This is a genomic window from Amycolatopsis roodepoortensis, from assembly GCF_014873915.1.
Lineage (GTDB): Bacteria > Actinomycetota > Actinomycetes > Mycobacteriales > Pseudonocardiaceae > Amycolatopsis > Amycolatopsis roodepoortensis.
This window is the reverse complement of record NZ_JADBEJ010000001.1, coordinates 1,740,779-1,766,077: the sequence shown is the minus strand read 5'-3', so window position 1 is coordinate 1,766,077 and position 25,299 is coordinate 1,740,779. Positions and strand designations below refer to the sequence as shown.

18 protein-coding genes are annotated in these 25,299 nt (G+C 67.8%); 2 read left to right on the top strand and 16 right to left on the bottom strand.

Annotated elements, in window-relative coordinates:
* Nucleotides 1-32 precede the first annotated feature (32 nt).
* A complete protein-coding gene (locus tag H4W30_RS08040; protein WP_192742184.1) occupies nt 33-587 on the top strand; it encodes a hypothetical protein in 555 nt (184 codons plus the stop codon).
* On the opposite strand, the gene H4W30_RS08035 is transcribed toward H4W30_RS08040, so the two are convergent.
* From H4W30_RS08035 to H4W30_RS07960, 16 genes are all read right to left on the bottom strand, one after another.
* Nucleotides 565-969, bottom strand: coding sequence for a hypothetical protein (locus H4W30_RS08035; RefSeq protein WP_126735010.1), 405 nt, complete (start codon nt 967-969; stop codon nt 565-567). The genes H4W30_RS08040 and H4W30_RS08035 overlap by 23 nt on opposite strands.
* Before the next feature lie 105 nt (nt 970-1,074).
* On the bottom strand, nt 1,075-4,809 hold the full coding sequence (locus H4W30_RS08030; protein WP_192742183.1) for a glycoside hydrolase family 2 TIM barrel-domain containing protein: 3,735 nt from the start codon (nt 4,807-4,809) through the stop codon (nt 1,075-1,077).
* Nucleotides 4,810-4,831: 22 nt separating this feature from the next.
* The gene (locus H4W30_RS08025) at nt 4,832-6,289 is read right to left on the bottom strand and encodes a family 43 glycosylhydrolase (protein WP_225948818.1); all 1,458 of its coding nucleotides are present in this window, start codon (nt 6,287-6,289) and stop codon (nt 4,832-4,834) included.
* Between the two features lie 2 nt (nt 6,290-6,291).
* Entirely contained in the window at nt 6,292-8,826 is a 2,535-nt protein-coding gene (locus tag H4W30_RS08020; RefSeq protein ID WP_192742181.1) for an alpha-L-arabinofuranosidase C-terminal domain-containing protein, read from the bottom strand.
* Between the two features lie 89 nt (nt 8,827-8,915).
* Complete coding sequence (mmsB, locus tag H4W30_RS08015; protein ID WP_192742180.1) at nt 8,916-10,163, bottom strand: multiple monosaccharide ABC transporter permease; 1,248 nt, start codon at nt 10,161-10,163, stop codon at nt 8,916-8,918.
* Nucleotides 10,164-10,166: 3 nt separating this feature from the next.
* Nucleotides 10,167-11,690: a multiple monosaccharide ABC transporter ATP-binding protein gene (gene mmsA, locus H4W30_RS08010; protein ID WP_007032200.1), complete on the bottom strand. Its 1,524-nt coding sequence runs from the start codon at nt 11,688-11,690 to the stop codon at nt 10,167-10,169.
* A gap of 4 nt (nt 11,691-11,694) precedes the next feature.
* On the bottom strand, nt 11,695-12,822 hold the full coding sequence (gene chvE / locus H4W30_RS08005; RefSeq protein ID WP_192742179.1) for a multiple monosaccharide ABC transporter substrate-binding protein: 1,128 nt from the start codon (nt 12,820-12,822) through the stop codon (nt 11,695-11,697).
* A gap of 26 nt (nt 12,823-12,848) precedes the next feature.
* Entirely contained in the window at nt 12,849-14,354 is a 1,506-nt protein-coding gene (araA, locus tag H4W30_RS08000; protein ID WP_192742178.1) for an L-arabinose isomerase, read from the bottom strand.
* Entirely contained in the window at nt 14,351-15,037 is a 687-nt protein-coding gene (locus H4W30_RS07995) for an L-ribulose-5-phosphate 4-epimerase (RefSeq protein ID WP_192742177.1), read from the bottom strand. Before H4W30_RS07995 ends, araA begins: the two co-directional genes overlap by 4 nt.
* A complete protein-coding gene (araB, locus tag H4W30_RS07990) occupies nt 15,034-16,707 on the bottom strand; it encodes a ribulokinase (RefSeq protein WP_192742176.1) in 1,674 nt (557 codons plus the stop codon). Before araB ends, H4W30_RS07995 begins: the two co-directional genes overlap by 4 nt.
* Before the next feature lie 130 nt (nt 16,708-16,837).
* Nucleotides 16,838-17,821, bottom strand: coding sequence for a galactofuranose ABC transporter, permease protein YjfF (gene yjfF / locus H4W30_RS07985; RefSeq protein ID WP_192742175.1), 984 nt, complete (start codon nt 17,819-17,821; stop codon nt 16,838-16,840).
* Nucleotides 17,818-18,855: an ABC transporter permease gene (locus tag H4W30_RS07980; protein ID WP_192742174.1), complete on the bottom strand. Its 1,038-nt coding sequence runs from the start codon at nt 18,853-18,855 to the stop codon at nt 17,818-17,820. The genes yjfF and H4W30_RS07980 overlap by 4 nt, the downstream gene beginning before the upstream one ends.
* Nucleotides 18,852-20,372: a sugar ABC transporter ATP-binding protein gene (locus tag H4W30_RS07975; RefSeq protein WP_192742173.1), complete on the bottom strand. Its 1,521-nt coding sequence runs from the start codon at nt 20,370-20,372 to the stop codon at nt 18,852-18,854. Before H4W30_RS07975 ends, H4W30_RS07980 begins: the two co-directional genes overlap by 4 nt.
* Nucleotides 20,373-20,407: 35 nt before the next feature.
* Nucleotides 20,408-21,328 (bottom strand): ABC transporter substrate-binding protein, encoded by a 921-nt coding sequence (locus H4W30_RS07970; RefSeq protein WP_192742488.1) that lies wholly within the window; start codon nt 21,326-21,328, stop codon nt 20,408-20,410.
* Between the two features lie 129 nt (nt 21,329-21,457).
* Nucleotides 21,458-22,471 (bottom strand): LacI family DNA-binding transcriptional regulator, encoded by a 1,014-nt coding sequence (locus H4W30_RS07965; RefSeq protein WP_192742172.1) that lies wholly within the window; start codon nt 22,469-22,471, stop codon nt 21,458-21,460.
* Nucleotides 22,472-22,718: 247 nt separating this feature from the next.
* Entirely contained in the window at nt 22,719-23,765 is a 1,047-nt protein-coding gene (locus H4W30_RS07960) for a LacI family DNA-binding transcriptional regulator (RefSeq protein ID WP_192742171.1), read from the bottom strand.
* Between the two features lie 229 nt (nt 23,766-23,994).
* On the opposite strand from H4W30_RS07960, the gene H4W30_RS07955 reads away from it, so the two are divergent.
* On the top strand, nt 23,995-25,296 hold the full coding sequence (locus tag H4W30_RS07955; RefSeq protein ID WP_192742170.1) for an ABC transporter substrate-binding protein: 1,302 nt from the start codon (nt 23,995-23,997) through the stop codon (nt 25,294-25,296).
* Nucleotides 25,297-25,299 lie beyond the last annotated feature (3 nt).

Here is a 25,299-nt window from a genome sequence, read left to right as displayed (position 1 = left end):
ACCTTATCCACGCGAAACAGCGAGTCTTCGCCATGACCGCTCTTCCGCGCGGCGGCCGCCCCGCCGAGGCCTTGACGGCCGTCGAAGCGACTATCGAGGACCGCTGGCGGCTGTTCCTCGCGGAATACGGGGTGGCCGCCGGTACCACCGAAGAAATCGACCTCGCCGAATCGGTCGTCGCCGACACTTCCGTGTTCGAATGGCGGGTCGTCGACGCCGCTTTCGACAGGTTGACCTGCTCCGACTGCGGCAACAGGCTCGGCTCGGGTCCCGTTGGCTGCGAGAAATGCGACCAGGCCGATGGGTTCCGTTTCGCGGCGATCGAAACCGACCGGCCTGCCACACCGCCAGGCACGGAGCACGGACTCCGCGTCGCCACCGCGGTCGCCCGCACCCGGCACCGCTACGGCGCGCGGGCCCGCTGCGGTTTCGAACTCGGCCTTCCGCTTCTCCTCGACGGCGAACTGCCCGGTACGCCTCAAGCGCAGGCGTACCGGGCAGCGATCAACAGGCTGACGGAAGAGGAATGCGAACGCGTGACCTCGTTCGACGAGGTCACGCGGCTCAGTAGTCGTCGCGTCCGGTGAACTGCTGCTCCAGCAATTCCGCCGAGCCCGCGACGAGTTCCAGCGGGTCGGTGAACTCGTTGATGTCGAGGTTCACCAACGGCAGGGAATGGCGCAGCACCAAGTGCTCGCCCATGACCACCAGTCCCCCTACGACGATCGTGTTGCCGATCTCGGTCAGCACGGTCGTGAGGTCGACCTGGTCGACGCGCGCGAACGGCGTCGCGATCTGCACCCAGTCCTCGCGGCGGTCGAAGACCTCCCGCGCGATGACCACGGTCTGGGCTCGCTCTTCGTAGTCGTCGTCACCGTAGGACAACCGGATGCGGATTTCGTCCGGTTCGTCCTTAACCACCCGATATTCGTGCCGTACGAACGCGACCAGATCGGCCCATTCCGCCATGAATTCAGTCTCCCTCGCAGTCGAAGATCAAGACTAGCGACTGCCGCAACTCGTGAGTGGTAAGGACGGTTAGAACCGTCCTTACCACTCACGAGGCGCATAGGGTCACCCGCCGGTCGGCAGCCCCGCCCGCGCTTCCTGCTGCGTCAACGGCCGAAGCGACAGCGTGTACTCGTACGTGCTGTCCGGTTGGACCTGGCTGCGTTCCCGCACCGGGTTCGGCGTGTCACCGACCCCGGTCACCGCGTGGCTCGCGTGCAGGGTGAACCAGCCCTTGTTGCGCTGCAGCTGGAAGGGATACGCCGCCCGATCGAGGTCGTCGAAAGGCGTCACGCTGACGTCGTTCGCACCGCCGACCAGCAGGCCCCCGGTCCGGCCATCGGTCAGCAGCGCCCACCGGCTGTCGGTGTGGTTTCCGTGGTCCTGCGGCCGGTGGTACTCGACGTACTGCTGGTCCACCGTGCTCGACTGCACGCCGATCGGCGTCCCGTCCTTCCGGTCGACGTAACTCTCGGCTTTCCGCCCATACCAGGCGAACCGGTCGTATCGGTCCGGGACCGCGAGCGAGACACCGATCCGGGGCAGATACGGCAGTGTGCGCACACTCCCCTGCGGAATCACCCGATTGCCGAGGCTCAGGGTCCCGGTCCGGTCCACCGCGTAGGTCATCGTCTGGTCGAACCACGCCCCGGCGACGTCCGGCGCCGCGACCCGGCTGTCGACGATCACCCGCACACCGCGCGAGCCGTCCTTCTCGACCCGCACGCCGGTGACCGTGGTCTTCAAACGGTCCAGGCCGGCCTTGCGCCAGTCCTCGCCCTCGGCCCTGCCCCAGGCGAAGGTCTCGTTGCTGATGGGCGCTCGCCAAGCGTCGAGCTTCGGCCCGGCGGTCAGCAGTTCCTTGCCCTGGTGCCGGATCGACGCCAGCGCACCGGTGGCCTTGTCCACCCGGTACGTGACGCCGGCCGCCGACGCCGTCACCGAACCCGCGTCCTCGACGACACCGACGGACTTCCCGTCGAGCGGCGACCTGTCCAGGCCCGGCACCCGCTTCCCGCCGAGGGAGAACTGGTCGTGCGCCAGGACATGTCCCCGCGCGAGCATCGGCTCGCCCTGGGTCGTCACCGCCTCGACGGTGAGGAACCGCTCCCGGTCCGCGGGGTTCGGCGGCACGGGTACGGCGACCCGCCCGGTCGTCCCGGCGCCGACCCGCAACGGCTGTTCGCCACGAGCGACGATCCGGGAGCCTTCCTGGACCCGCCACCGCAGGTTCAGCTCGTCGGTGCCCTTGAATTGACGCTCGTTGGTCACCGACAACGAACCACCCGAGTAGGCGAACCGGAGCGGTTGGTGCGCCCACGCCATCTGCGCGGTCTCCGGCTGCGCCGAACGATCCGTGCCGATCAGGCCGTCCACACCGGACAGACTGGAGCCGTAGGAAAGGTGGCTCCCCCGATCCGCGACGCTGTCGAAGTCCAGCGCCAGGACGGCACCGCCGGCCGGAGTGGAGCCGGACAGCTCCGCGGCGGACAGCGGCTTGTCATAAATACGGACGTCGTCGACGGCGCCGCGGCCCATCCAGCCGATACTCGACGGGTCGTTCCACGACGTCTCGAAGTCACGCCCGATGTTGACCTCCGCCGAGGACGAGTCGATCGCGCCGGTGAACGGTTTGCTCCCGATCTCCTTGCCGTCGAGGTAGAGCCGCAGCGCGGTTCCGTCGTAAGTACCGCTCACCCGGTGCCAGTTGCCGTAGAAGTCGGCGGGCACCTTCGCCTGCACCGCCTGCCACGTTCCACTGTGGATGAAGAACTCCAGCGTGTCCTCCGTCTTCATCTTGAGCGCGTACTGGTGATCGCCCTTGCCGAGGATGCGGAAGTCGCCGGTCCACTTCCCGGGCTTCACCCAGGCGTCCAGGGTCAGCGCCTTCCCGGTGATGTCGAGCTTCCGGTCGCGGTAGACCTCGACGAAATCGTCCAGCCCGGACAGCGCCAGCGCCTTGCCGCGATGGCCGTCGACCAGCTCCGGCTTCCCGCTGAGATGCGCCGAGATGTCGTTACCCGACGAATCGGGCGTGATCCGGATCCGCTGCCGGATGTTCTGCTCCGCCCAGTCCCAGATGAACCCGCCCTGGGTCTGCGGATTCGCCCGGATGGTGTCCCAGAACTCCCGGAAGTTGCCGAGGCTGTTGCCCATGGCGTGGGCGTACTCGCCGAAGATCAGCGGTTTGGTGGTGTTCTTCGCCTGCTCCTCGAACTTCTCCGGAGACGGATACCGCGGCCCCCACACGTCCGCGAACGGCGCGTCCCCGTCCGGGCTGTTCGACTGGTGGTAGATCGGCCGGGTCGGTTCGTTCGCGTCCAGCCATTCCGCCAGCGCGAAGTGATGCGCGCCGAGTCCTGCCTCGTTGCCGGTGTCCCACAGGAAGACGCTCGGGTGGTTCTTGTCCCGCTCGACCATGCCGATCATGCGGTCGAAGAACGCGTCCCGCCAAGCCGGGTCGTTCGCCTGACAGTACCGGGCGCAGTTCTCGTGGTTGTGGGTCTCGATGTCGATTTCGTCGTCGATCCAGAGCCCGTGCCGGTCGGCCAGTTCGTAGAAATAGGGATCCGACGGATAGTGCGAGGTGCGGACCGCGTTGACGTTGAGCTGCTTCATCAGCGCGACGTCGCGTTCCTGCGCGCGCCGGGGCACATGCCTGCCGTGGTCGGGGTCGGTCTCGGCGCGGTTGACGCCCTTGAACAGCACCCGTTTCCCGTTGACCAGCAACTGTTTGTCGCGGATCTCGATCTCACGGAACCCGACCGTCTCGCTGGTGATGTGCGTGACGCGGCCGTCGGGCGCGGTCAACGTGAGCACCGCCGTGTACAGGTTCGGCGTCTCGTCGGTCCACTTCGCCGGATTCCGGACGGGCAGGCTCAACGCGGTCTTGCCACCCGCGTCGACCTCCCCGCTCGTGGCCCCGACCTCCTTGCCCGCGGCGTCACGCAGGCTCAGCCCGGCACGGTGCTTGCCCGTGGCCCCACCGGGTTTGGTGGCGACCTCGACCGCGGCCTTGAGGGTGGCGTCGGTGTAGGTCGCGTCGAGATCGGTCGTCAGCCCGACGTCCTGGATGAACGTCCCCGGCGTCGAATGCAGGGTCACCGAGCGGAAGATGCCCGAGTACCGCCACTGGTCGACGTCCTCCAGATAGGCGCCCGCGCTCCAGCGGTGCACTTGCACGGCGATCCGGTTCGGGCCAGGGCGCAGCGCGGAGGAGATGTCGAACTCCGCCGGCGTGTAGCCGCCCTGGTCGTAGCCGATGTACTTCCCGTTGACCCAGACGAAGTACGCCGACGTGACACCCTCGAAGCGCAGGAAGGTCTCACGTTCCGCCCAGTCCGCGGGCAGGGTGAAGTCACGGACGTAGGCGCCGGTCGGGTTGACGTCACGCGGGACGCGCGGCGGGTCGTCGGGCTGGATCTCGGTGGCGATGTTGCGGAAGATCGGGTGGTCCAGACCGTCCGTCTGCCAGGTGTGCGGGACGGACACCTCACGCCAGCGCGAGACGTCGTAGCCGTCCTCGTGGAATCCCGCCGGGACCTGAGACGGGTTGTCCGCCATCGCGATCCGCCACTTGCCGTCCAGCGACTGGGTGTACGGACTGCGTTCATCGCGGCGGGCCGCGGCGGAGACGTCGGCGTAGGGGCGAAGGAATGCGTGCGGTGGCTCCTGGCCTTCGGCGACTTTGCGTGGATCGTCGAGATAGGACTGGACATCGGCGGCCGCCGGAGTGACGGCCGCGACAAGGGTCCCGGCGAGCATTGCCAGGACCAGGACGATGGGGCGTGTTCGCAGCACTGCGTTCAACCTCCCAGGGAATTCAGCTGAGCCGGAAGCTGACCCGTTGACGATCCCGCACCGCGGTACCGGGGCGGAAGACCAAGATCCTTCCCTTGTCGTGGGCCAAATAGGTGGCAGGTTCACCCGCGAGGCGGAACGACACCGCCAGCCGGTCGGAAAGGCCCGGCACCTGGGTGAAACTAGCCGCCCGGCCGTACGCGTCGCTCTCGTCGTACGGATCGATCCGCACGGTCGCCGGGTCCACGACCCGGACGTACCGATCCGGGAAGTTCACCGATTGCAGTGCGACGGTGCCCGCTCCGCGGAACCCCGCGACGATCCGGAACTGCGAGTCGGCGAGCTCCCGGACGTTGCCGTCGGCGGTCAGCCGGTACTCGTAGTGCCGCACGTACAACGCCGGATCGTCCATCGGGGACAGTCGCACACAAGGACCGCCTTTGCCCACCGGGACACCGAAACTTGGCGTGCCATCGTCGTTCCAGTACAACCGCTGCACCCGGGTGTGCCGGTTCGGGTCGTACAACGGGTCGCCGGTGATGTCGCGGTAGTCGCGGGCGTGGTACACGAGCACGTCCGAGCCGTCCTCGGCGACGGTGAACGAGTTGTGCCCCGGCCCGTACTGCCGGGTGGCCTCGTTCGTGGTGAATACCGGCTGCGGGGACTTCGTCCACGAACGCGGGTCGAGCAGATCCGAACGTTCGTCCGCGGTCAGCAAGCCCATGCAGTACCGGGCGTCGGTGGCGCTCGCCGAGTAGGTCATGAACACCCGCCCGTTGCGGATGAGCACCGCCGGCCCCTCGTTGACCTTGAAGCCCTGAACTTCCCAAGGCAGGGTCGGCACCGCGAGCCGGACAGGGTCACCCTTGAGCGCCAGCGGCGAGGCCATCTCCGAGAGGTACAGGTTGCTGTTGGTCGCGATCCCCGGTTCGCTCTGCGCCCAGGCGAAGTAGCGTTTGCCGCGATGCTCGAACGTCGTCGAATCGAGGGTGAAGGTGTCCCATTTGGTCACCATCTGCCCGCGCAGCACCCACGTTCCCGCCCGCGGATCGTCCGAAGTGGACTCCAGGACGTAGGTCCGGATGCGGAACACGTCGTCGGAGTCACCCGCGGCGAAGTAGACGTACCAGCGCCCGTCGATCCGGTGCAGTTCCGGCGCCCAGATATGGCCGCCCATCTTCCCCGACGACGGACGTCGCCAGATCGTCGTCTCCCTGGCGGTGGCCAGGCCGTCGATCGTGGCGGCACCACGCACGACGATGCGGTCGTACTCCGGCACCGAACCGGTCAGGTAGTACATCCCGTTCACCGGCCGGGTGATGAACGGGTCGGCCCGCTGTTCGACCAGCGGATTCCGGGTGGTCAGCGAGGCGGGAGAGGCCTCGGCGGCTTGGGCCGTACCCGGCGCCAGGCTGCCGACGGCGGTGACGGCCAGGAGCCCGCCTCCGGCTCTGAACAGGTCACGACGGTCGATGGTCATGGTCATCCCCTCACTCGGGCCGGGAACCGCAGGAAGGTCACGGAGTTCGGTGGGAAGGTGTAGGTGAAGCTGTTCGACACGCCGGAGAACCGCGATTCGCGTGGCGCGATCGGCGTGCTGAAGGCGGTGTTGACGTCGTCCGGCGAGCCCTGGAGCGTCGTCACGCGGGCGGTCGACCCCGGCTGGACGCGGGTACCGAGATCGACCCGGGTGCGGGCGGCCGCGGCCTGGGCGTTGACGACCTTGACCAGAAGTTCGCCGGTCTTGACGTCGCGCGTGACGACCTGCCGGAACGGCTCGGCGACCTTGTCGTCGGTGAACGAACCCCACTTCTGTCCGTCGAGGAACAGCGTGACCTGACGGCCGCGGACCTCGACCCGCAGGTCGTACTGCCTGCCGGTCTCGATCTTGGTGTCGTTCTGGAGCAGGGTCGTTTTGCCCCCGCCTTCGGTCTTCTCGACAGCGGACACCGTGTTGTTCCAGCCGCCGAGGTTCCACCAGTAGTTGTTGCCGGTGTCCTTGACGCCGAACGCCACCAGGAAGCCTTCCTTGCCCCCGGTCTTGGTCGCCTTCACCGAGAAGTCGTAGTTGCTCCACGAGGGGTCACCCGCGGTTACCAGCGTGTTCTCGGCGGCCTGGTCCGATTGGACGTAGGCGCCGTTCGACACAGCCCAAGAACCCCGTCCGGCCACCTTCGACCAGCGCGAGTCGTCGCCGGAGAAGTCGTCCGAGAACAGCTGCGCGCCGTCGGCCGACGTGACCTTGACGTCGTCGTACGCCGCGCTCGTCGCCCAGGTGGACAGTCCGATCGCGCCCGAGATCGGCGCGACCGTGGCAGGCGTGGCCGAGGCCTTGCTCGGGACGACGTGGTCGCCGACGTTGGTCATGAACAGCTTCTGCGTCTCGTAACTGGCCGAACCCCACGAACGCTGGTTGTCGAACCAGATCATGTCCGGTTTCCACTGCACGTAGTCGGTGTTCGCCAGCAGCGGCGCGTACGACGCGAGTTTGACGATGTCGGCGTTCCGCTCCAGCCCGGTCATGTACGCGGCTTCGGCCAGCGCGTTGCCGAACTTGTTGTCCAGCGACGCGTACTCGCCGAGGAACACCTTCGGGCCGTTGCGGTCGTAGGTGTCGTACCGCTGGTTGTTCTGCAGGAACCACTGCGGGCTGTTGTAGTAATGCTCGTCGACCATCGAGACCTTCGCGTTCCGGTTCAGGTCCCACAGCCGGTCGAACGTCGAGCCGGTGTCGTCCGGTCCCGAGTTGCTGATCACCGTGATCCCCGGGTACTTCGCCGCGATCGCCTTGCGGAACTCGGTGAAGCGGGCGAAGAACTCGTCGGGCAGGTTCTCCTCGTTGCCGACGCCGACATGCGTCAGGTTGAACGGCGCCGGATGCCCCATCTCGGCTCGCTTCTTTCCCCAGGTCGAGGTGACCGGGCCGTTCGCGAACTCGATCAGGTCGAGGGTGTCCTGGATGTGCCGCCGCAGCAGCGCCGGATCGTCGGTCGCCTTGTTCTGCCCGCAGCCGGTGACCAGCGCCGGCACCACGGGCAACGGCATCGCGCCAATGTCCTCGGAGAACTGGAAGTACTCGTAGTAGCCGATGCCGTAACTCTGATTGTAGCCCCAGAAGTTCGCGTTCGTGGCCCGCTGCTCGACCGGGCCGATGGTGTCCTTCCACTGGTACGAGCGCTTCCGTTCCCAGTTCGGCGCCTCGTAACCCTGGTGGCTGCCGGTGTTGACCAGGCAGCCGCCGGGGAACCGCACGAAACCGGGTTTGAGCGCGGCGATCTTCTCCGCGAGATCGGCCCGCATACCGTTGGGCCGGTTCTTGTAGGTGTCGCGCGGGAACAGCGACACCATGTCCAGCCGCAGCGTGCCACCACCGGACGCGGTCAGCGCGAGCCTGCCCAGCGCGCTCGACTCCCGCGCCCGGAAGGCGCCGGTGTACTTCACCCAGCCGTCGCCGCGGACCTGCACCCGCAAGGGATCGGCGAGCGCCTTGCCCGCCGGATCGGTGACGGCGGCTGTGAGCGGGGTTCCCGCCGCGCGATCTGACCGCGCGAACACCGAGAAGTCGTACTGCTTGCCCTTCTCGACCCGGATGCCCGAGTTGTAGCCCGAATTCGCGACGCCGTACTCGCCACGGGTGAGGTCGAGCTTGAGATAGCGGCGGTTCCGCTCGTTGAGCCGCCGGTCGTCGTCGGCCACCGTCGCCGTACCGGTCCCGCCGTTGAGCGACGTGGGCGCCCATGCGGTCAGCGGCGTGTACGACGCGTTGTCGGCCTTGTCGTACTCGAAGGACCGGTTCTGCACGAGTTCGGCGTACAGGCCGCCGTCCGCCGCGCGGTTGATGTCCTCGAAGAAGACGCCGTACATCGAACGGTCGATCGTGGCGCCGCGTCCCGCCGCGTCCACGGCGAGGCTGTAGTCGGTCGTCGGTGTCTGGCCCGAAGCGGTCTGAACGGGCACGAGGACACCGGCGGCGATGGTCAGGGACAGCACACTGATCCGGGTTGACCTGCTGCGCACAGCACTTCCTTTCGCGACGTTGCGAGGAATGGGTCGAGCGGGTCGTGAGTGTTTCGGGCCGTCGGAACGACCCGAAACACTCACGACCGTCAGGCGGCGGTCCGGGCCCGCCGTTTCGTCCAGATGTCGTAGGCGACGGCGGCGAGCAGCACGAAACCCTTGACCAGGTTCACGCTCTCGGTCGGCGCGCCGATGAGGGACATGCCGTTGTTGATCACGCCCATGATCAGGCCGCCGGTGATCGCGCCGACCACCTTGCCGACGCCGCCCTGGACCGCGGCGCCGCCGATGAACGCCGCGGCGATCGCGTCGAGTTCGAACATGTTGCCCGCGGTCGGTCCGGCCTGGTTGAGCCGTCCGGCCACGATGATCCCCGCGAGGGCCGACAGCACGCCCATGTTGACGAAGATCCAGAACGTCACGGACTTGACCTTGACGCCGGACAGCGTCGCGGCCTGGAGGTTCCCGCCGATGGCGTAGATGTGGCGGCCGAACACCGCGCGCGTCGTCACCAGCGAGTAGCCGATCACCAGCACGGACAGCAGGATCAGCACCCACGGCAGGTTCTTGTACCGCGCCAGCTGCACCACCACGAACAGCACGACGGCGGCCGCCGCGACGATCTTCAGCAGGAACATCGGCAGCGGGTCCACCTCCTGCAGGTAGTTCAGCCGTGCCGTCCGCTTGCGCCACCGCGAGACGACCGCGCCCGCGATGGCCAGGGCGCCCACCAGCAGGCTGACCACGTCGGCGCCGCCGAGCGGGCCGAGCCCGATGTTGCCGAGGTAGCCGCCGGTGAACCCGTTCGCCAGCGTCCGCACCTCGTCCGGGAACGGGCCGATGCCCTGGTTACCGAGCACGGTGAGGGTGAGGGCGCGGAAGATCAGCATCCCCGCCAGCGTCACGATGAACGCGGGAATGCCGAAGTAGGCGACCCAATACCCTTGCCACGCCCCGATCACCGCGCCGACGGCCAGCGTGATCAGCAGCGCGAGCGGCCACGCCATGCCCATGTTCACCATCAGCACGGCCGAGATCGCGCCGGTCAGCGCCACCACGGACCCCACCGACAGGTCGATGTGCCCGGCGATGATGATCAGGATCATGCCGATCGCGAGGATCAGGACGTACGAGTTCTGCACGATCAGGTTCGAGATGTTCTGCGGTTCCAGCAGCGCGCCGCCGGTGAGGATCGAGAACAACACGACGATCAGCGCGAACGCGACGTAGATGCCGCTCTCTCGCGGGTTGAACGAGATCCGGCGCGGCGCCCTGGCCGGCGCGGCTCCCTGCTGGTCACCGACACCGGTGACGGTGTCGGCGGAGGCGGTGCTCATGTCTTACTCCTGTTCCCTGGTCATCGCCCGCATGAGGACCTCTTGGGTGGCCTCGGCCCGGCCGACCTCACCGGTGATCCGGCCCGCCGACAGCGTGTAGATCCGGTCGCACAGACCGAGCAGCTCCGGCAGCTCGGAGGAGATGACCAGCACGGCCTTCCCCTCGTCGGCGAGCCGGTTGACGATCGTGTAGATCTCGTACTTCGCGCCGACGTCGATGCCGCGGGTGGGCTCGTCGAGGATCAGCACGTCCGGATCGGTGAGGATCCATTTGGACAGCACGACCTTCTGCTGGTTGCCGCCGGAGAGCGTGCCGGTCACGCTGCGCACGTCCGGTGCCTTGATGTTCATGCTCTTGCGGAATTCCTCCGCGACACGATGTTCTTCGTTCTCGTCCACCCAGCCGCGCCGGGCGAGTTTGCCCAGCGCCGCGCCGGAGATGTTGCGCTGGATGTCCTCGATGAGGTTGAGCCCGTAGCGTTTGCGGTCCTCGGTGGCGTACGCGATCCCGTTGGCGACGGCGTCGCCGACCGTGCGCACCTCGATCTCCTTGCCGTCCTTGACCAGGCGACCGGAGATGTCCTTGCCGTACGAGCGGCCGAACACGCTCATCGCGAGCTCGGTCCGCCCGGCGCCCATCAATCCCGCCAGCCCGACGATCTCGCCGCGCCGCAGCGTCAGGCTCGCGCCGTCGACCACCACCCGGCCGTGTTGCGTCGGGCTGTGCACGGTCCAGTCCTCGATCCGGAGGACCTCGTCGCCGATCCGCGGTTCCCTCGGCGGAAACCGGTTCTCCAGCTTCCGGCCGACCATCCCGGCGATGATCCGGTCTTCGGTCACCGTGCTCGCGTCGAGCGTCTCGATCGTCCTGCCGTCACGCAGGATGGTGATCGAATCGGCGATCGCGGCGATCTCGTTGAGCTTGTGCGAGATCAGGACGCAGGTGACGCCGTCGTCGCGCAGGCCGCGCAGCAGTTCGAGCAGATGCGCCGAATCGTCGTCGTTCAGCGCCGCCGTCGGCTCGTCGAGGATCAGCAGTTTGACCTCTTTGGACAGTGCCTTGGCGATCTCCACCAGCTGCTGTTTGCCGACGCCGATGTCGAGCACCGGCGTCACCGGGTTCTCCCGCAGGCCGACGCGCCGCAGCAGCTCACCGGCCTCGGAGTTGGTCCGGTTCCAGTCGATCAGCCCGCCGCGCGCCTTCTCGTTGCCGAGGAAGATGTTCTCCGCGATGGACAGTTGCTGGCACAGCGCGAGTTCCTGGTGGATGATCACGATGCCGCGGCGTTCGCTGTCGCGGATCGCGGAGAACGCGCACGGCTCGCCGTCGAAGACGATCTCGCCGTCGTACGAGCCGTGCGCGTAGACGCCCGAGAGCACCTTCATCAGCGTGGACTTGCCCGCGCCGTTCTCGCCGCAGATCGCGTGGATCTCTCCCCGGCGCACCGACAGGTTGACGTCCTGCAGCGCCTTGACGCCGGGGAAGGTCTTGGTGATCCCCCGCATCCGAAGGATTTCGTCGGTCACGTCGCTACCTCAGCTGTTCCGCTTTGTAGTAGCCCGAGTCGATGAGTTCCTTCTGGTAGTTCCCCTTGTTGAGGATCACCGACTCCAGCAGGAACGCCGGCACGACCTTCTGGCCGTTGTTGTAGTCCGTCGTGTTGTTGGTCTCGGCCTTGCCGCCCTTGAGCACCGCGTCGGCCATCTTGACCGTGGTCTCGGCGAGCTTGCGGGTGTCCTTGAAGATCGTCGAGTACTGCTCGTTCGCGATGATCGACTTCACCGACGCGACCTCGGCGTCCTGGCCGGTGACCACGGGGTACGGCTGACCCGGGGTACCGTAGCCGTTGCTCTTCAGCGCCGAGAGGATGCCGATCGAGAGCCCGTCGTACGGTGAGAGCACGCCCTGCACCTTGTCGCCGGAGCTGTAGGTCTTGGTCAGCAGGTCTTCCATCCGCCGCTGCGCGGTCGCCGCCTGCCAGCGGAGAATCGCCGCGACGTTGAAAGCGGTCTGGCCGCTCTTGACGACCAGCGTGCCGTTGTCGAGGTACGGCTTCAGCACGGACATGGCGCCGTTGAAGAAGAACGTCGCGTTGTTGTCGTCCGGCGAACCGGCGAAGAGCTCGACGTTGAACGGTCCCTTGCCCTCGCCGGGCGTGCCGTCCTCCTTGAGCACCTTGAGCCCGGTGAGCAGCGACGTCGCCTGCTGCACGCCGACCTTGAAGTTGTCGAAGGTCGCGTAGTAGTCGACGTTCGGGGTGTTGCGGATCAACCGGTCGTAGGCGATGACCGGGATCTTCTTGTCCGCGGCCTCCTGCAGCTGGGTGGTGATCGCGGTGCCGTCGATCGAGGCGATCACGAGCAGCTTCGCGCCCTTGGTGATCTGGTTCTCGATCTGGTTCACCTGGGTGGGGATGTCGTCCTCGGCGTACTGCAGGTCGACCTGGTAGCCCAGCTTCTCCAGCGCCGCCTTGATGTTGTCGCCGTCGTGGATCCAGCGCTCCGACGACTTGGTCGGCATGGTGACGCCGACCAGGCCGCCCGCGGCACCGCTCGCGGCCGCCTGCTGATCGACGGTCTTCTCACTCGAACCGCAGGCCGTGAGCGCGGCACCGAGGCCGACCGCCACGGCCAGTGTGGCCAGTTTCGTGAACTTCATTGTTCCTTCTCTCCGGTGGGGACCGATCAGAATCCTTGTGCGAGCCGGTAGTAGGCCTGGTTCCAGCGCATCCGGTCGGCGATCGAGGCAGGGGTCGTGGCCTGGTCGATCACCAGCAGTTCGACGTCGAGCATGGTGGCGAAATCCCGGATCGATTCGGCGCCGACGGCCTGCGTGAGCACCGTGTGGTGCGGCCCGCCCGCGGTGATCCACGCTTCGGCGGACGTCGCCAGCGACGGCGCCGGCTTCCAGACCGCACGCGCGACCGGCAGGTTCGGCAGCGGTTCGTCCGGCGCGACGACCTCGACATCGTTGGCCACCAGGCGGAACCGGTCGCCGAGGTCGGCGAGGCCGATCACGACGGCGTCACCGGCGGCGGCGTCGAACACCAGCCGGACGGGATCTTCGCGGCCACCGATCCCGAGCGGGTGGATCTCGCACGAAGGCTTGGCGGCGGCGATGCTCGGGCAGACCTCGAGCATGTGCGCGCCGAGGATCTTCGGTTCACCGGGCCCGAAGTGGTAGGTGTAGTCCTCCATAAAGGACGTTCCGCGTTCGGAGTCGCGGCCCATCGCCTTCACCGCGGTCAGCAGGGCGGACGTCTTCCAGTCCCCCTCGCCGCCGAAGCCGTAGCCGTCGGCCATCAGCCGCTGCACCGCGAGACCCGGGAGCTGCCGCAGGCCGCCGAGATCCTCGAAGTTCGTGGTGAACGCGCCGAAACCGCCGTCCGTCAGGAACGTGCGAAGCCCCTTCTCGATCCGGGCGGCGTACCGCAGCGACTCGTGCCGCTCCCCCGCCTTGGCGAGCTCCGGCGCGAGCGCGTACGTGTCGGCGTATTCCTCGACGAGCGTGTCGACCTCGGTGTCGGGCACCGCGTCGACCAGCGCGACGAGTTCGTTGACGCCGTAGGTGTTCACCGAGACACCGAACTTCAGCTCCGCCTCGACCTTGTCCCCGTCGGTGACCGCGACGTCGCGCATGTTGTCACCGAACCGCGCGAGTTTGAGCGAGCCGATCGTCTGGCGGCCGACCGCGGCGCGGACCCAGGCGTCGATCCGGTCGGCGACCGACGGATCCGCCGCGTGTCCCGCGATGGTCTTGCGCGGCACCCCGAGCCGGGTCTGGATGTAGCCGAACTCGCGGTCGCCGTGCGCGGCCTGGTTCAGGTTCATGAAGTCCATGTCGATGGACTGCCACGGCAGTGCCTCGTTGAGCTGGGTGTGCAGATGCAGCAAGGGTTTCCGCAGCGCGTCGAGGCCGGAGATCCACATCTTCGCCGGCGAGAACGTGTGCATCCACGCGATCACGCCGACACAGGCGTCGTCCGCGTTCGCCTCGAGCATCACGCGCCGGATCGCCGACGGCTCGGTCAGCACCGGCTTCGCGACGATCCCGGCCGAGATCCGGCCGGTGTCGGCCAGCATCCGCTGGATCTGCAACGACTGGCCCGCGACCTGTTCGAGGGTTTCCTCGCCGTACAGCGCCTGGCTCCCGGTGAGGAACCAGACCTCGGTCTTCCGCTGTGTGCTCACTTCTCTCCCTGCTGGCCGTAGACGTTCTGGTAGCGCGCGTAGAGCCGGTCCACGTCCTGTTCGGACAGTGGCTCCGGCGTTCCCAGCGCGGAAGCGATGTGGACCGTCTTCGCGACGTCCTCGACCATCACCGCGGCCTTGACCGCGTCCCGTGCGGTGCGGCCGACGGTGAACGGGCCGTGGTTGCGCATGAGCACCGCGGGCGAGCGGCTGGACCGCAGCGTCTCGACGATGCCCCGGCCGATCGAGTCGTCGCCGATCAGCGCGAACGGCCCGACGGGGATCTCGCCGCCGAACTCGTCCGCGATCATCGTGAGCACGCATGGGATGGGCTCCCCGCGCGCCGCCCAGGCAGTGGCGTAGGTCGAATGCGTGTGGACAACGCCGCCGACCTCCGGCATGTGCCGGTAGACGTAGGCGTGCGCGGCCGTGTCCGAAGACGGCGCCAGGTCACCCTGGACGACTTCGCCGTACAGGTCGGTGACGACCATCGTGTCGGCACTCAGCTCGTCGTAGGACACCCCGGACGGTTTGATCACCATCAGGTCGTGCCCGGGGACCCGCGCCGACACGTTGCCCGCGGTCCAGATGACCAGTTCGTACCGGGTCAGCTCGCTGTGCAGCCGCGCGACGGTGTCCCGCAATTCTTCGAAGGTGTCCGTGATCTCCACGGCGAGGCTCATCGGTGCTGTCCTTTCCTGGCGGCACGGCGGCGGGCGGCGAGCCGGTGCATGACGTCGTTGGTCCCGCGGCCGAAGTAGTCGTGCAGCGCGGCGTATTCGGCGTAAAGGTCGTCGTAGGCCTCGACGTTCTCGGGGATCGGCCGGTGGACCGAGCGGCGGACCGAGCCCATCGCGAGCGCGGCGGCCGGGACGTCCGGATGCGCGCCGGCGGCGACGGCGGCGTGGATCGCGGAGCCCAGCGCGGGACTCTGCGCCGAGCCCGCCACGGAAAGCGGCAGGTTCGTGACGTCGGCGTAGATCTGCATCAGCAGCGGGTTCTTGACCAGGCCGCCGGCGACGATCAGCTCGGTGACCGGGACCCCGGCGCGGTCGAAGGTCTCGATGATGGTCCTGGTGCCGAACGCGGTCGCTTCCAGAAGCGCGCGATAGGTGTCCTCGGCGCGGGTCGCGAGGGTCTGCCCGACGACGACGCCGGACAGTTCGTGGTCGACCAGCACCGACCGGTTCCCGCTGTGCCAGTCGAGCGCGACGAGTCCGTGCTCGCCGATCTCCTGCGTCGCGGCGAGTCGGGTGAGCAGTTCGTGGACGGAGATCCCCGCTTCCCTGGCGTCGTCTACATAGGACGCCGGAACGCCGTGTTCGACGAACCACCCGAAGATGTCGCCGACTCCGCTTTGGCCCGCCTCGTAGCCCCACTGCCCGGAGACGATCCCGCCGTCGACGACGCCGCACATCCCCGGCACCTCGCGCAGTTCGGCGCCGTTCATCACGTGACAGGTGGAGGTGCCCATGATCGCGACCATCTGGCCCGGCTCCACGGCCTGGACGGCGGGCGCGGTGACATGCGCGTCGACGTTGCCGACGGCGACCGCGATCCCTTCCGGCAGCCCGGTCCATTCCGCCGCCTGGGCGCTCAGGCTTCCCGCCTTGGCACCGAGAGCGCCCAGCGGATGCACGAGCTTGTCGTCCACAAAGGATCCGAAGCCGGGCGCGAGCTCCTCCAGGAACTCCGTGCTCGGGTAGTGGCCGTCCTGGAGAATGCCCTTGTACCCGGCGGTGCACGCGTTGCGGACGTAGGTCCCGGTGAGCTGCCAGACGATCCAGTCGGCGAGTTCGACCCAGTGCCGCATCCGGTCGTAGACCTCAGGCGCCTCTTCGAAGACCTCCAGCGCCTTGGCGAACTCCCACTCCGAAGAGATCAGCCCGCCATAGCGCGGAAGCCAGGACTCGCCACGCTTGCGCGCCAGCGCGTTGATCCGGTCGGCCTGCGGCTGCGCGGAATGGTGCCGCCACAGCTTCACGTAGGCGTGCGGATTCCCGGTGAACTCGGGCAGCTCGCACAGCGGCGTGCCCTCGGCGGTGGTCGGCACCATCGTGCAGGCGGTGAAGTCGGTGCCGATGCCGATCACGTCGGCGGGGTCCGCCCCGGCGGAGCGGATGGCTTCCGGCACGGCGGTGCGGAGGACGTCGACGTAGTCCGACGGCACCTGTAGCGCCCAGTCCGGCGGCAGGCCGTGCCCGGTCTCGGGCAGGATCCGGTCGATCACGCCGTGGCGGTATTCCGAAACCGCGCTGCCCAGTTCCGCGCCGTCACGGACGCGGACCACGACGGCCCGGCCGGACAGCGTCCCGAAGTCGACGCCGACGACCAGCGGCTCCCCTGTACTCACTTCTTCTCCCGCATTGTTAGCGTTCACATTTCTGGTTGGAAACCACGATCACGCGTGTTTGAAGCCGTAACTCTCGTGATTGAAGGCGTAACTCACGTGATTGGAGGCGATCCGGCTCCGATCACGCGAGTCACGTGGTCCGCCTGCCCACGAGGCGTTGCAGGACGATGAAGGCGAACAGCAGCGCGCCGGTGATGATCGAGGTCCACCACGAGTTCAGCGTGCCGTCGAAGGTGATCAGGGTCTGGATGATGCCCAGCACCATGATCCCGAGCACCGTTCCGAGGACGTAGCCGGAACCGCCGGTGAGCAGCGTGCCGCCGATGACGACGGCCGCGATCGCGGTCAGTTCCAGCCCGACACCGTTGAGCGGATCGCCGGAAGACTTGTACAGCACCAGGAGCAGGCCGCCGAGCGCCGAGCAGAACCCGCTCAGCGTGTAGACCGAGATCCGCGTGCGGCCGACGTTCAGCCCCATGAGCAGCGCCGACTTCGGATTCCCGCCGATCGCGTACACCGTCCGGCCGAACCGCGTTCCGTACAGGACGTACGCGGCGGCCGCGACCACGACCAATGCGACGACCACGCCGATCGAGATGTGCAGTTCCCCGCCGAGCGGGATCTGCGTCTGCGCGAGGCTCGCGACCGTCGGGTCGTCGATCGAGTACGCCTGGGTGCTGATCGTGTAACAGAGCCCCCTGGCGAAGAACATCCCGATGAGCGTCGCGATGAACGGCTGGATCTCGAAGACCTGGATCAGCACGCCCATCCCGAAGCCCAGCGCCGCGCCGATCGCCAGTACCGCGGGGATCACCGCGAAAACCGGCCAGCCCTGGTTCTGCAGCAGGTCGGCGGAGACCACAGTGGACAGCGCCACGACCGAACCCACGGACAGGTCGATCCCGCCGGTGAGGATCACGAACGTCATCCCGACGGCGACCACCAGCAGGAACGCGTTGTTGATGAACAGGTCGAGCACGACCTGCCCGGAGCCGAACGCCGTGTAGCTCGACGCGCCGTAGAGGTACGCGGCGACGAGCATCGCCATCGTCGCGAGGATCGGCAGGTGCCGCTGCCGAGGCCGATAGCCCTTGATGCGGTCGAGTGTGGTCATACCCCGGCCTCCACCTTCTCCGGCACGACGGCGGTGGGCGGCGGTGCCGTCTTTCGCCGCCGGGCGAGCTTCTTGCGGAACACCGGCGACTGCAGCAGGCAGACCGCCAGCACGACGACGGCCTTGAACAGCATGATCGCCTGCGGTGCGATCCCGAGCGCGTAGACGGTGGTCGTCAGCGTCTGGATGAGCAGCGCGCCGATCACCGAGCCGGTGAGCGAGAACCGGCCGCCGGTCAGCAGCGTCCCGCCGATGACGACGGCGAGGATCGCGTCCAGTTCGATGAACTGCCCGGCGTTGTTTCCGTCGGCGCTGTGCACGTTCGCGCTGATCATCAGCCCGGCGATGCCGGCGCAGAGCGCGCAGAAGACGTAGGTGAGCCAGATCAGCCGTGCCGAGCGGAGCCCGGCGAGCCTGCCCGCCTCCGGGTTCCCGCCCACCGATTCGACCAGCAGCCCCAGCGCCGACCGGCGCACCAGCACCGCGGCGATGGCGAACACCGCGAGCGCGATGAGGATCGCGCTGGGCAGGCCGAAGGTGAACCCGCTGCCGATCCACTCGTAGGGATGCGAATTGACGGTGATGATCTGGCCGCCGGTGATCAGCTGGGCGATACCGCGGCCCGCGACCATCAGGATCAGCGTCGCGATGATCGGCTGGATACCCAGCACCGCCACGAGCCAGCCGTTCCACACCCCGAGGGCGAGCGCCAGCCCCAAGGCCATCCCGACCGCGGCGAGCGTCCCGCCGAGGCTGTTCTGATCACCGAGCCCGCTGATGTGCAGGCAGGCGAGCGCGCCGCTGATCGCCACGACCGCGCCGACGGAGAGGTCGATCCCCCGCGTCGCCACCACCAGCGTCATGCCGATCGCGATGAGGATCAGCGGGGCGCCGTTCTTGAGGATGTCGATCAGGTTGCCGTAGAGATGCCCATCGCGGAACTCGATCGCGAAGAACGCCGGATGGACGATGAGGTCGCCGAGCAGCAGCGCCAGCAACGCGACGACAGGCCAGAACAGACGATGCTTGGTCATCGTGCGACTCCTTCGGCCATCGTCGCCATGACGCGGTCCGCGGTCAGCGATTCGTTGTCCAGTACGGCGACCACCGCGCGGTCGCGCAGCACGACGACCCGGTGGCTCAATCGCAGCACCTCCTCGAGTTCTGCGGAGATGAACACGACGGCCATCCCCTCACTCGAAAGCCGGGCGACCAGCCGCTGGATCTCGGTCTTGGCCCCGATGTCGATACCGCGCGTCGGCTCGTCGAGGATCAGCAGCCGGGGTTCGGTGATGAGCCACCTCGCCAGCAGCACCTTCTGCTGGTTGCCACCGCTCAGGTCACCGACCTTCGCCTCCGCGTTCGCGGGCCGGATGTCGAGCATTTCGATGTAGCGCTCGGCGATCTCTTCCTGCCGCTTCCGCGGGATCGGCCGTGCCCAGCCCCGTGAAGCCTGCAGCGCGAGCACGATGTTCTCCCGCACGGTGAGCTCTTCGACGAGCCCCTCGGTCTTGCGGTTCTCCGAGCAGAACGCGATGCGGTGGTCGAGCCCGGTACGCGGCGTCTTCAGCGACACCGGCGCACCGTCGATCCGCACGGATCCGCTGTCCGCGTGATCGGCGCCGAACAGCAGCCGCGCCAGTTCGGTGCGGCCCGAACCGAGCAACCCCGCGAGGCCGACGACCTCGCCCGCCCGGATGTCGAGCGAGAACGGCGCGACACCGCCCTTGCGGCCGACGTCACCGGCTTCGAGGAACACCGGCGCTCCGGCGAGGTCGGACCGGCTGTGGCCCGCGTCCTCGATGTCTTCGAGTGCTTCGAGTTCCTTGCCGATCATCCTGGTGACCAGGTCGACCGGGGTGATCTCCTCGGTGCGGTACTCGCCGATCAGCTTCCCGTTGCGCAGCACCGTCATCCGGTCGGCGACGGCGAAGACCTGCTCGATGAAATGGGAGACGAACAGGATCGCCATCCCCTGGTCCCGCAACGAACGCACCACGTTCAGCAGTTGCTCGACCTCCCCGGCGTCCAAACTGGACGTAGGTTCGTCGAGCACGAGCACACGGGCGTCGACGTCGAGCGCCCTGGCGATCGCGACCAGTTGCTGCACCGCGATCGAGCAGCTGCTCAGCTCGGCCGAAACGTCCACCTCGACGTCCAGCCTGGCCAGCAGCGCGGCCGCCCGGCGGCGCGTCTCACGCCAGTCGATGCGGCCGCGCCGCCGCGGCTCCTTGCCGAGGCAGATGTTCTCCGCCACCGACAGGTTCGGGCAGAGGTTCACTTCCTGATAGACGGTGCTCACGCCGGAGCGCTGTGCTTCTCCCGGGCCGCTGAACGCGACCGGGGAGCCGTCGAGTTCGATCGTGCCCGCGTCCACCCCGTACACGCCGGTGAGCACCTTGATCAGGGTGGACTTGCCGGCGCCGTTCTCGCCCATCAGTGCGTGCACTTCGCCGGGGAACATCCGGAAGGAGACGTCGTCGAGGGCGACCACGCCGGGGAATTCCTTCCGGATATGGCTCATCCGCAGAATCGCAGGGGGTTCTGTCATCGCTGACCTTGTTCTCGGGGGGACGCGGGTCCGGATCAGTACTGGCGTTGCGGCAGGGCGGCCTTCGCGGCGGCCTGGTCGAATTCGGTCTCGGTGGTCTCGATGCGCGGGGGCACCTGCTCACCGGCGGCGACCTTCTTCACCAGCTCCATCAGCTGCGGGCCGAGCAGCGGGTTGCATTCGACGACGTGGTTGATCTTGCCGTCGGCCAAGGCCTGCAGGGCGTCGCGGACACCGTCGACCGAGACGATCTTGATGTCCTTGCCGGGTACCTTCCCGGCCGCCTCGATCGCTTCGATGGCGCCGAGGGCCATGTCGTCGTTGTGCGCGTACAGCACGTCGATCTTGGGCTGGGACTTCAGGAAGGCCTCCATGACCTCCTTGCCCTTGGCCCGGGTGAACTCACCGGTCTGCGACGCGACGACCTTGAACTTCGGGTTCGAGGCGATGACGTCCGCGAAACCCTTCTTGCGGTCGTTCGCCGGCGCCGAACCGGTGGTGCCCTGCAGTTCCACGATGCTGACGTCGCCCGCCGCGGAGCCGAACTCCTTGGCCAGCCACTCGCCCGCCTTCTTGCCCTCGGCGACGAAGTCCGAGCCGAGGAAGGTCTTGTACAGCGACTTGTCCGGCGAGTCGACGGCCCGGTCGGTCAGGATCACCGGGATGTTCGCCGTCTTCGCCTCCTTCAGCACGGTGTCCCAGCCGGATTCCACGACCGGCGAGAAGGCGATCACCTTGACCTTCTGCTGGATGTAGGACCGGATCGCGGCGATCTGGTTCTCCTGCTTCTGCTGCGCGTCGGAGAACTTCAGCTCGATCCCGGCCGCCTTCGCGGACTCCTGGATGGACTTCGTGTTCGCCGTGCGCCAGCCGCTTTCCGCGCCCACCTGGGCGAAGCCGAGGGTGAGGGCGCCGCCACCACCCGCCCCGCCGCCACCGCCGCACGCGGAGAGCATGAGCAGCCCGGCCACTCCGGCCACGATCGCCGTCCACGGTTTTCTTGCCACATCGACTCCTAGATCCGCACTGATCAGTTGAGTTAGCGTTAACACTCACACCTCGAGCCGCGGAAACGGCTCCCGGTGCTACGAAAGACCGGTGCTCTCCCGCACGATCAGTTCGGGGACCACCAGGTCGCGATCACGGTTCTCACCGCCGTTCATCCGGCGGCGGAGCAGGTCGAACGTGCGCCTCCCGACTTCGACGAAGTCCTGGCGCACCGTCGTCAGCGGCGGCGTGTAGTAGGCCGCCTCGGGAACGTCGTCGAAACCGACGATCCGCATCTCCCCCGGCACGTTCACCCCGGCTTCGGTGCAGGCGCGGAGAAAACCGAGGGCCATCTGGTCGTTCGCCACGAACACCGCGTCCAGCCCCTGTTCGCCGACGAGGGATCGCCCCGCCGCGTACCCGGAACGCGCGCTCCAGTCGCCGCGGATGACGGGCGGGATCCGTGCGCCGTGCCGCTGCAGGGTTTCGCGCCAGCCACGTTCGCGGTCGAGCGCCTCCAGCCAGTCTTCGGGCCCGGCCACATGCCAGACCGTCTCGTGGCCGAGGCCGAGCAGGTGCTCGGTGGCGCGCCGTGCGCCGTCGTACTGGTCCACCGAGATCACCGGGACCGGCGCCTTCTGCCCACCGCCGACCGCGACGAGCGGCACGTCGCTGGGCGCAGCCTCCAGCGCGCGTGCGGCCGTGACGTGCGGCGCGATCACGACGATGCCCTCGACGGCCTGGCGGCGCAGGCGCTCCACCGCGTCCGCGATGGACGACCGGCCAGGACGGCTGATGCTGGTTATGGTCGTCGCGTAGCCGGCTTCGCGGGCGGCGTGCTCGATCCCGCTCAAGGTGCTGGCCGGACCGTAGAGGTTGGCCTCCAGCGCGACCACGCCGAGCGTGCCCGAACGACCGGTGACCAGAGCGCGGGCGACCGAGTTCGGCCGGTAGTCCAGCTGCTCGATGGCGGCGTTGACCCGGACCCGTGTCTCGGCGCGGACCGGCCCGGTGCCGTTGATGACCCGCGAGACCGTCATATGCGAAACACCCGCGAGCGCGGCCACGTCGGTGAGACTGGCCTGCTTGCTCTCGGTGGTGTCGCGCGCCATCGCCTGTCTCCCAATCCCAGTACCGTGTGACGAGTGCCGCAAGTGTTAGCGATAACACGAGCCGGGTCAAGCGCTCACCGAGTCACAGTCGGGTCACGGAGCCGGGCTCGCGGCGATCCGGCTTGCGGAGGGGTGAGTCGAATGTGGCGTGTCGCGAAAGCCACTTTCGGGACATCTGACGTCTCGAAAGTGGCTTTCGCGACGCCGCCCGCTGGGCTGCCACGTCCGGCGCGGAAGCGGTGCCGCGTCAGCTGGAGGCGCGATGCGTGAGCGAGACCGGCAAGATCCGCTGGCGGGGCTTGAGCTCCCGGTCGTCCATCACCGCGAGCAGGGTCTCGACCATCACGCGCACCTGTTCGCGCGGGTCCTGGTGGACCGACGTCAGCGGCGGGTCCATCTCCGGCGCGAGGGTCGCGTTGTCGTCGAAGCTGACGACGGCGACGTCCGACGGGATCCGCCGCCCGGCGGAATGCAGGGTGCGGAGCGCGCCGAGGGCCATCATGTCGCTGGCCACGAAGACGGCGTCGAGGTCGGGGCGCCGGGCGAGCAGGTTCGACATCGCCTTCGCCCCGCCGGTCAGGGTGAAGTCGCCTTCCTCCATCAGGTCCGCCGGGTCGAGCCCGGCATCGAGGAGGGTCTTGCGCCAGCCGGAGAGCCGGTCGATCGCCGCGCTCTGGTCCTGCGGGCCCGCGATCGTGGCGATCCGGCGGTGGCCGGCCTCGACCAGATGTGCGACCGCGAGCTTCGCGCCGCCCTCGTTGTCGAAGTCGACGACGTGGACACCGCGTTTCAGCCCGGCCGCCTGCCCGCCGTACACCACCGGGATCCTCAGCTGCCGCAGTGCCTTGGGCAGCGGATCGGTCCGGTGCGGCGCGAAGACGAGCACGCCGTCGACGTGCCCGCCGTCGAGGAACCGGACCGTGCGGTCGAGATCCTCGCGGGTGTCACTGAAGATCAAGACCATCTGGCAGCCGACGTCGGCGAGTTCGCGGTAGCCCGCGCGCATCACCGCGGTGCGGTATGGGTCGTCGAGCAGCCGCGCCTCCGGCTCCGACAGCACGACCGCGACCGCGCCGGTCCGCCTGGTGACCAGCGACCTGGCCGCCTGATTCGGGGAATAGCCGAGTTCGCGCGCCGCGGCCTGGACCTTCTCGCGGGAGCGCGCGCTGACGTACCCGTCGTCGTTCAGCGCACGGGACGCCGTCGACCGGCTGACCCCGGCGGACGCGGCGACGTCCTCCAGCGTCGGCCTGCCGTCTTCCTCTGGTCGAGGCCCCACCCGCGCCACCTTCACTCTTCAGCTCCATCCGGACACCGACAGCTTAATGCTCGGCGGGCGCCGACACTGAGAGCGCTCCCCTGATGGAAACACTCTCATTACAAGCCCTTGACACCGCCATACCTTGGCGACAGACTCGGCGCATCCTGGGAGCGCTCCCATTTTCTCCTCACCCCCCACCAGCAAGGGACACAAAGAGCGTGAAAAGAGTCCACCAACCCATCGGCGCAAGGGGCTAAAAACCGTGAAGAGCATCCGGAACGGCCTGGTGCTGGCACTGGGTATCACGATGACGACGTTCGGCCTGGCGGCGTGCGGCGGTGACGACGGCGGCGCCCCCGCCGCGTCGGACCCGAACGCGAAGGTCGAACTGTCGCTGGCGACGTTCACCGAATTCGGTTACGAGGAGCTGATCCCCGAGTACGAACGGCTGCATCCGAACATCAAGATCACCCACCGTAAGACCGGTCAGGGCGGGCCGTACCACCAGGACCTGATCACGAAACTGGCCGCGGGGTCCGGCCTCGCCGACGTCACCGCCGTCGAGGAAGGACACCTGTCGAACGTTCTCGACAAGGGCTCGAAGTTCAACGACCTGACCAAGATCGGCCCGCCGGAGGCGTCGCCCGACCGCTGGCTCGGTTGGAAGTACGACGCGGCGAAGACCAAGGACGGCAAGGTCATCGGCTACGGGACGGACATCGGCCCGCTGGCGATGTGCTACCGCAAGGACATGCTCGAAGCGGCGGGGCTGCCGTCCGATCCCGAAGCGGTCAAGCCGCTGTTCGCGACCTGGGACAGCTACTTCGCCGCCGGTGACCAGTACGTCTCCAAGACCGGTGGGAAGGCGTGGTTCGACTCGGCCGCGCAGAACTTCAACGCCATGGTCAACCAGCTACCCACCGGCTACATCGGCAACGACGACAAGCCGACGCTGGAATCGAACCAGGGCATCAGGGATGCCTGGACCAAGGTGACCGGCGCCGTCGCGAAAGGACAGTCGGCCAAGCTGACGGCGTTCAGCAACGAGTGGAACTCCGGTTTCAAACAGGGCGCGTTCGCCACGAAGGTGTGCCCCGCGTGGATGCTCGGCGTGATCGAGGAGCACTCCGGTCCCGAGAACGCCGGCAAGTGGGCGGTCACCGCGGCCTTCCCCGGTGGCGGCGGGAACTGGGGCGGCTCGTATCTGACCGTGCCCACGCAGTCGAAGCACCCGAAGGAGGCGGCCGAACTCGCCGCCTGGCTGACCGCGCCCGAGCAGCAGATCAAGGCGTTCAAGGCGAAGGGCACCTTCCCCAGCCAGGTCAAGGCGCTGGAGGACCAGGCGCTGCTGAGCGAGACCGACGCCTACTTCGGCGGCGCCAAGATCGGCCAGCTGTTCGCCGAGCAGGCGAAGAAGGTCGCGAAGCCGCAGTACAAGGGCCCCGGTGACGGCCAGATCCAGGAGAACGCGTCGAGCCCGGCGCTGCAGGCCGTCGAACAGGGCAAGTCCGCGGACGAGGGCTGGGCGCAACTGATCGACGCCGCGAAGAAGATCACGCGCTGACCG

Bases quoted from the DNA above. Each gene is read 5' to 3' on its own strand.
- H4W30_RS07975 (WP_192742173.1), bottom strand. From the start codon at position 20,372: ATGACAGAACCCCCTGCGATTCTGCGGATGAGCCATATCCGGAAGGAA.
- yjfF (WP_192742175.1), bottom strand. From the start codon at position 17,821: ATGACCACACTCGACCGCATCAAGGGCTATCGGCCTCGGCAGCGGCAC.
- H4W30_RS07995 (WP_192742177.1), bottom strand. From the start codon at position 15,037: ATGAGCCTCGCCGTGGAGATCACGGACACCTTCGAAGAATTGCGGGAC.
- H4W30_RS07970 (WP_192742488.1), bottom strand. From the start codon at position 21,328: ATGCTCTCCGCGTGCGGCGGTGGCGGCGGGGCGGGTGGTGGCGGCGCC.
- mmsB (WP_192742180.1), bottom strand. From the start codon at position 10,163: ATGAGCACCGCCTCCGCCGACACCGTCACCGGTGTCGGTGACCAGCAG.
- H4W30_RS07980 (WP_192742174.1), bottom strand. From the start codon at position 18,855: ATGACCAAGCATCGTCTGTTCTGGCCTGTCGTCGCGTTGCTGGCGCTG.
- chvE (WP_192742179.1), bottom strand. From the start codon at position 12,822: ATGAAGTTCACGAAACTGGCCACACTGGCCGTGGCGGTCGGCCTCGGT.
- H4W30_RS07965 (WP_192742172.1), bottom strand. From the start codon at position 22,471: ATGGCGCGCGACACCACCGAGAGCAAGCAGGCCAGTCTCACCGACGTG.
- H4W30_RS08040 (WP_192742184.1), top strand. From the start codon at position 33: ATGACCGCTCTTCCGCGCGGCGGCCGCCCCGCCGAGGCCTTGACGGCC.
- H4W30_RS08035 (WP_126735010.1), bottom strand. From the start codon at position 969: ATGGCGGAATGGGCCGATCTGGTCGCGTTCGTACGGCACGAATATCGG.
- H4W30_RS08025 (WP_225948818.1), bottom strand. From the start codon at position 6,289: ATGACCATCGACCGTCGTGACCTGTTCAGAGCCGGAGGCGGGCTCCTG.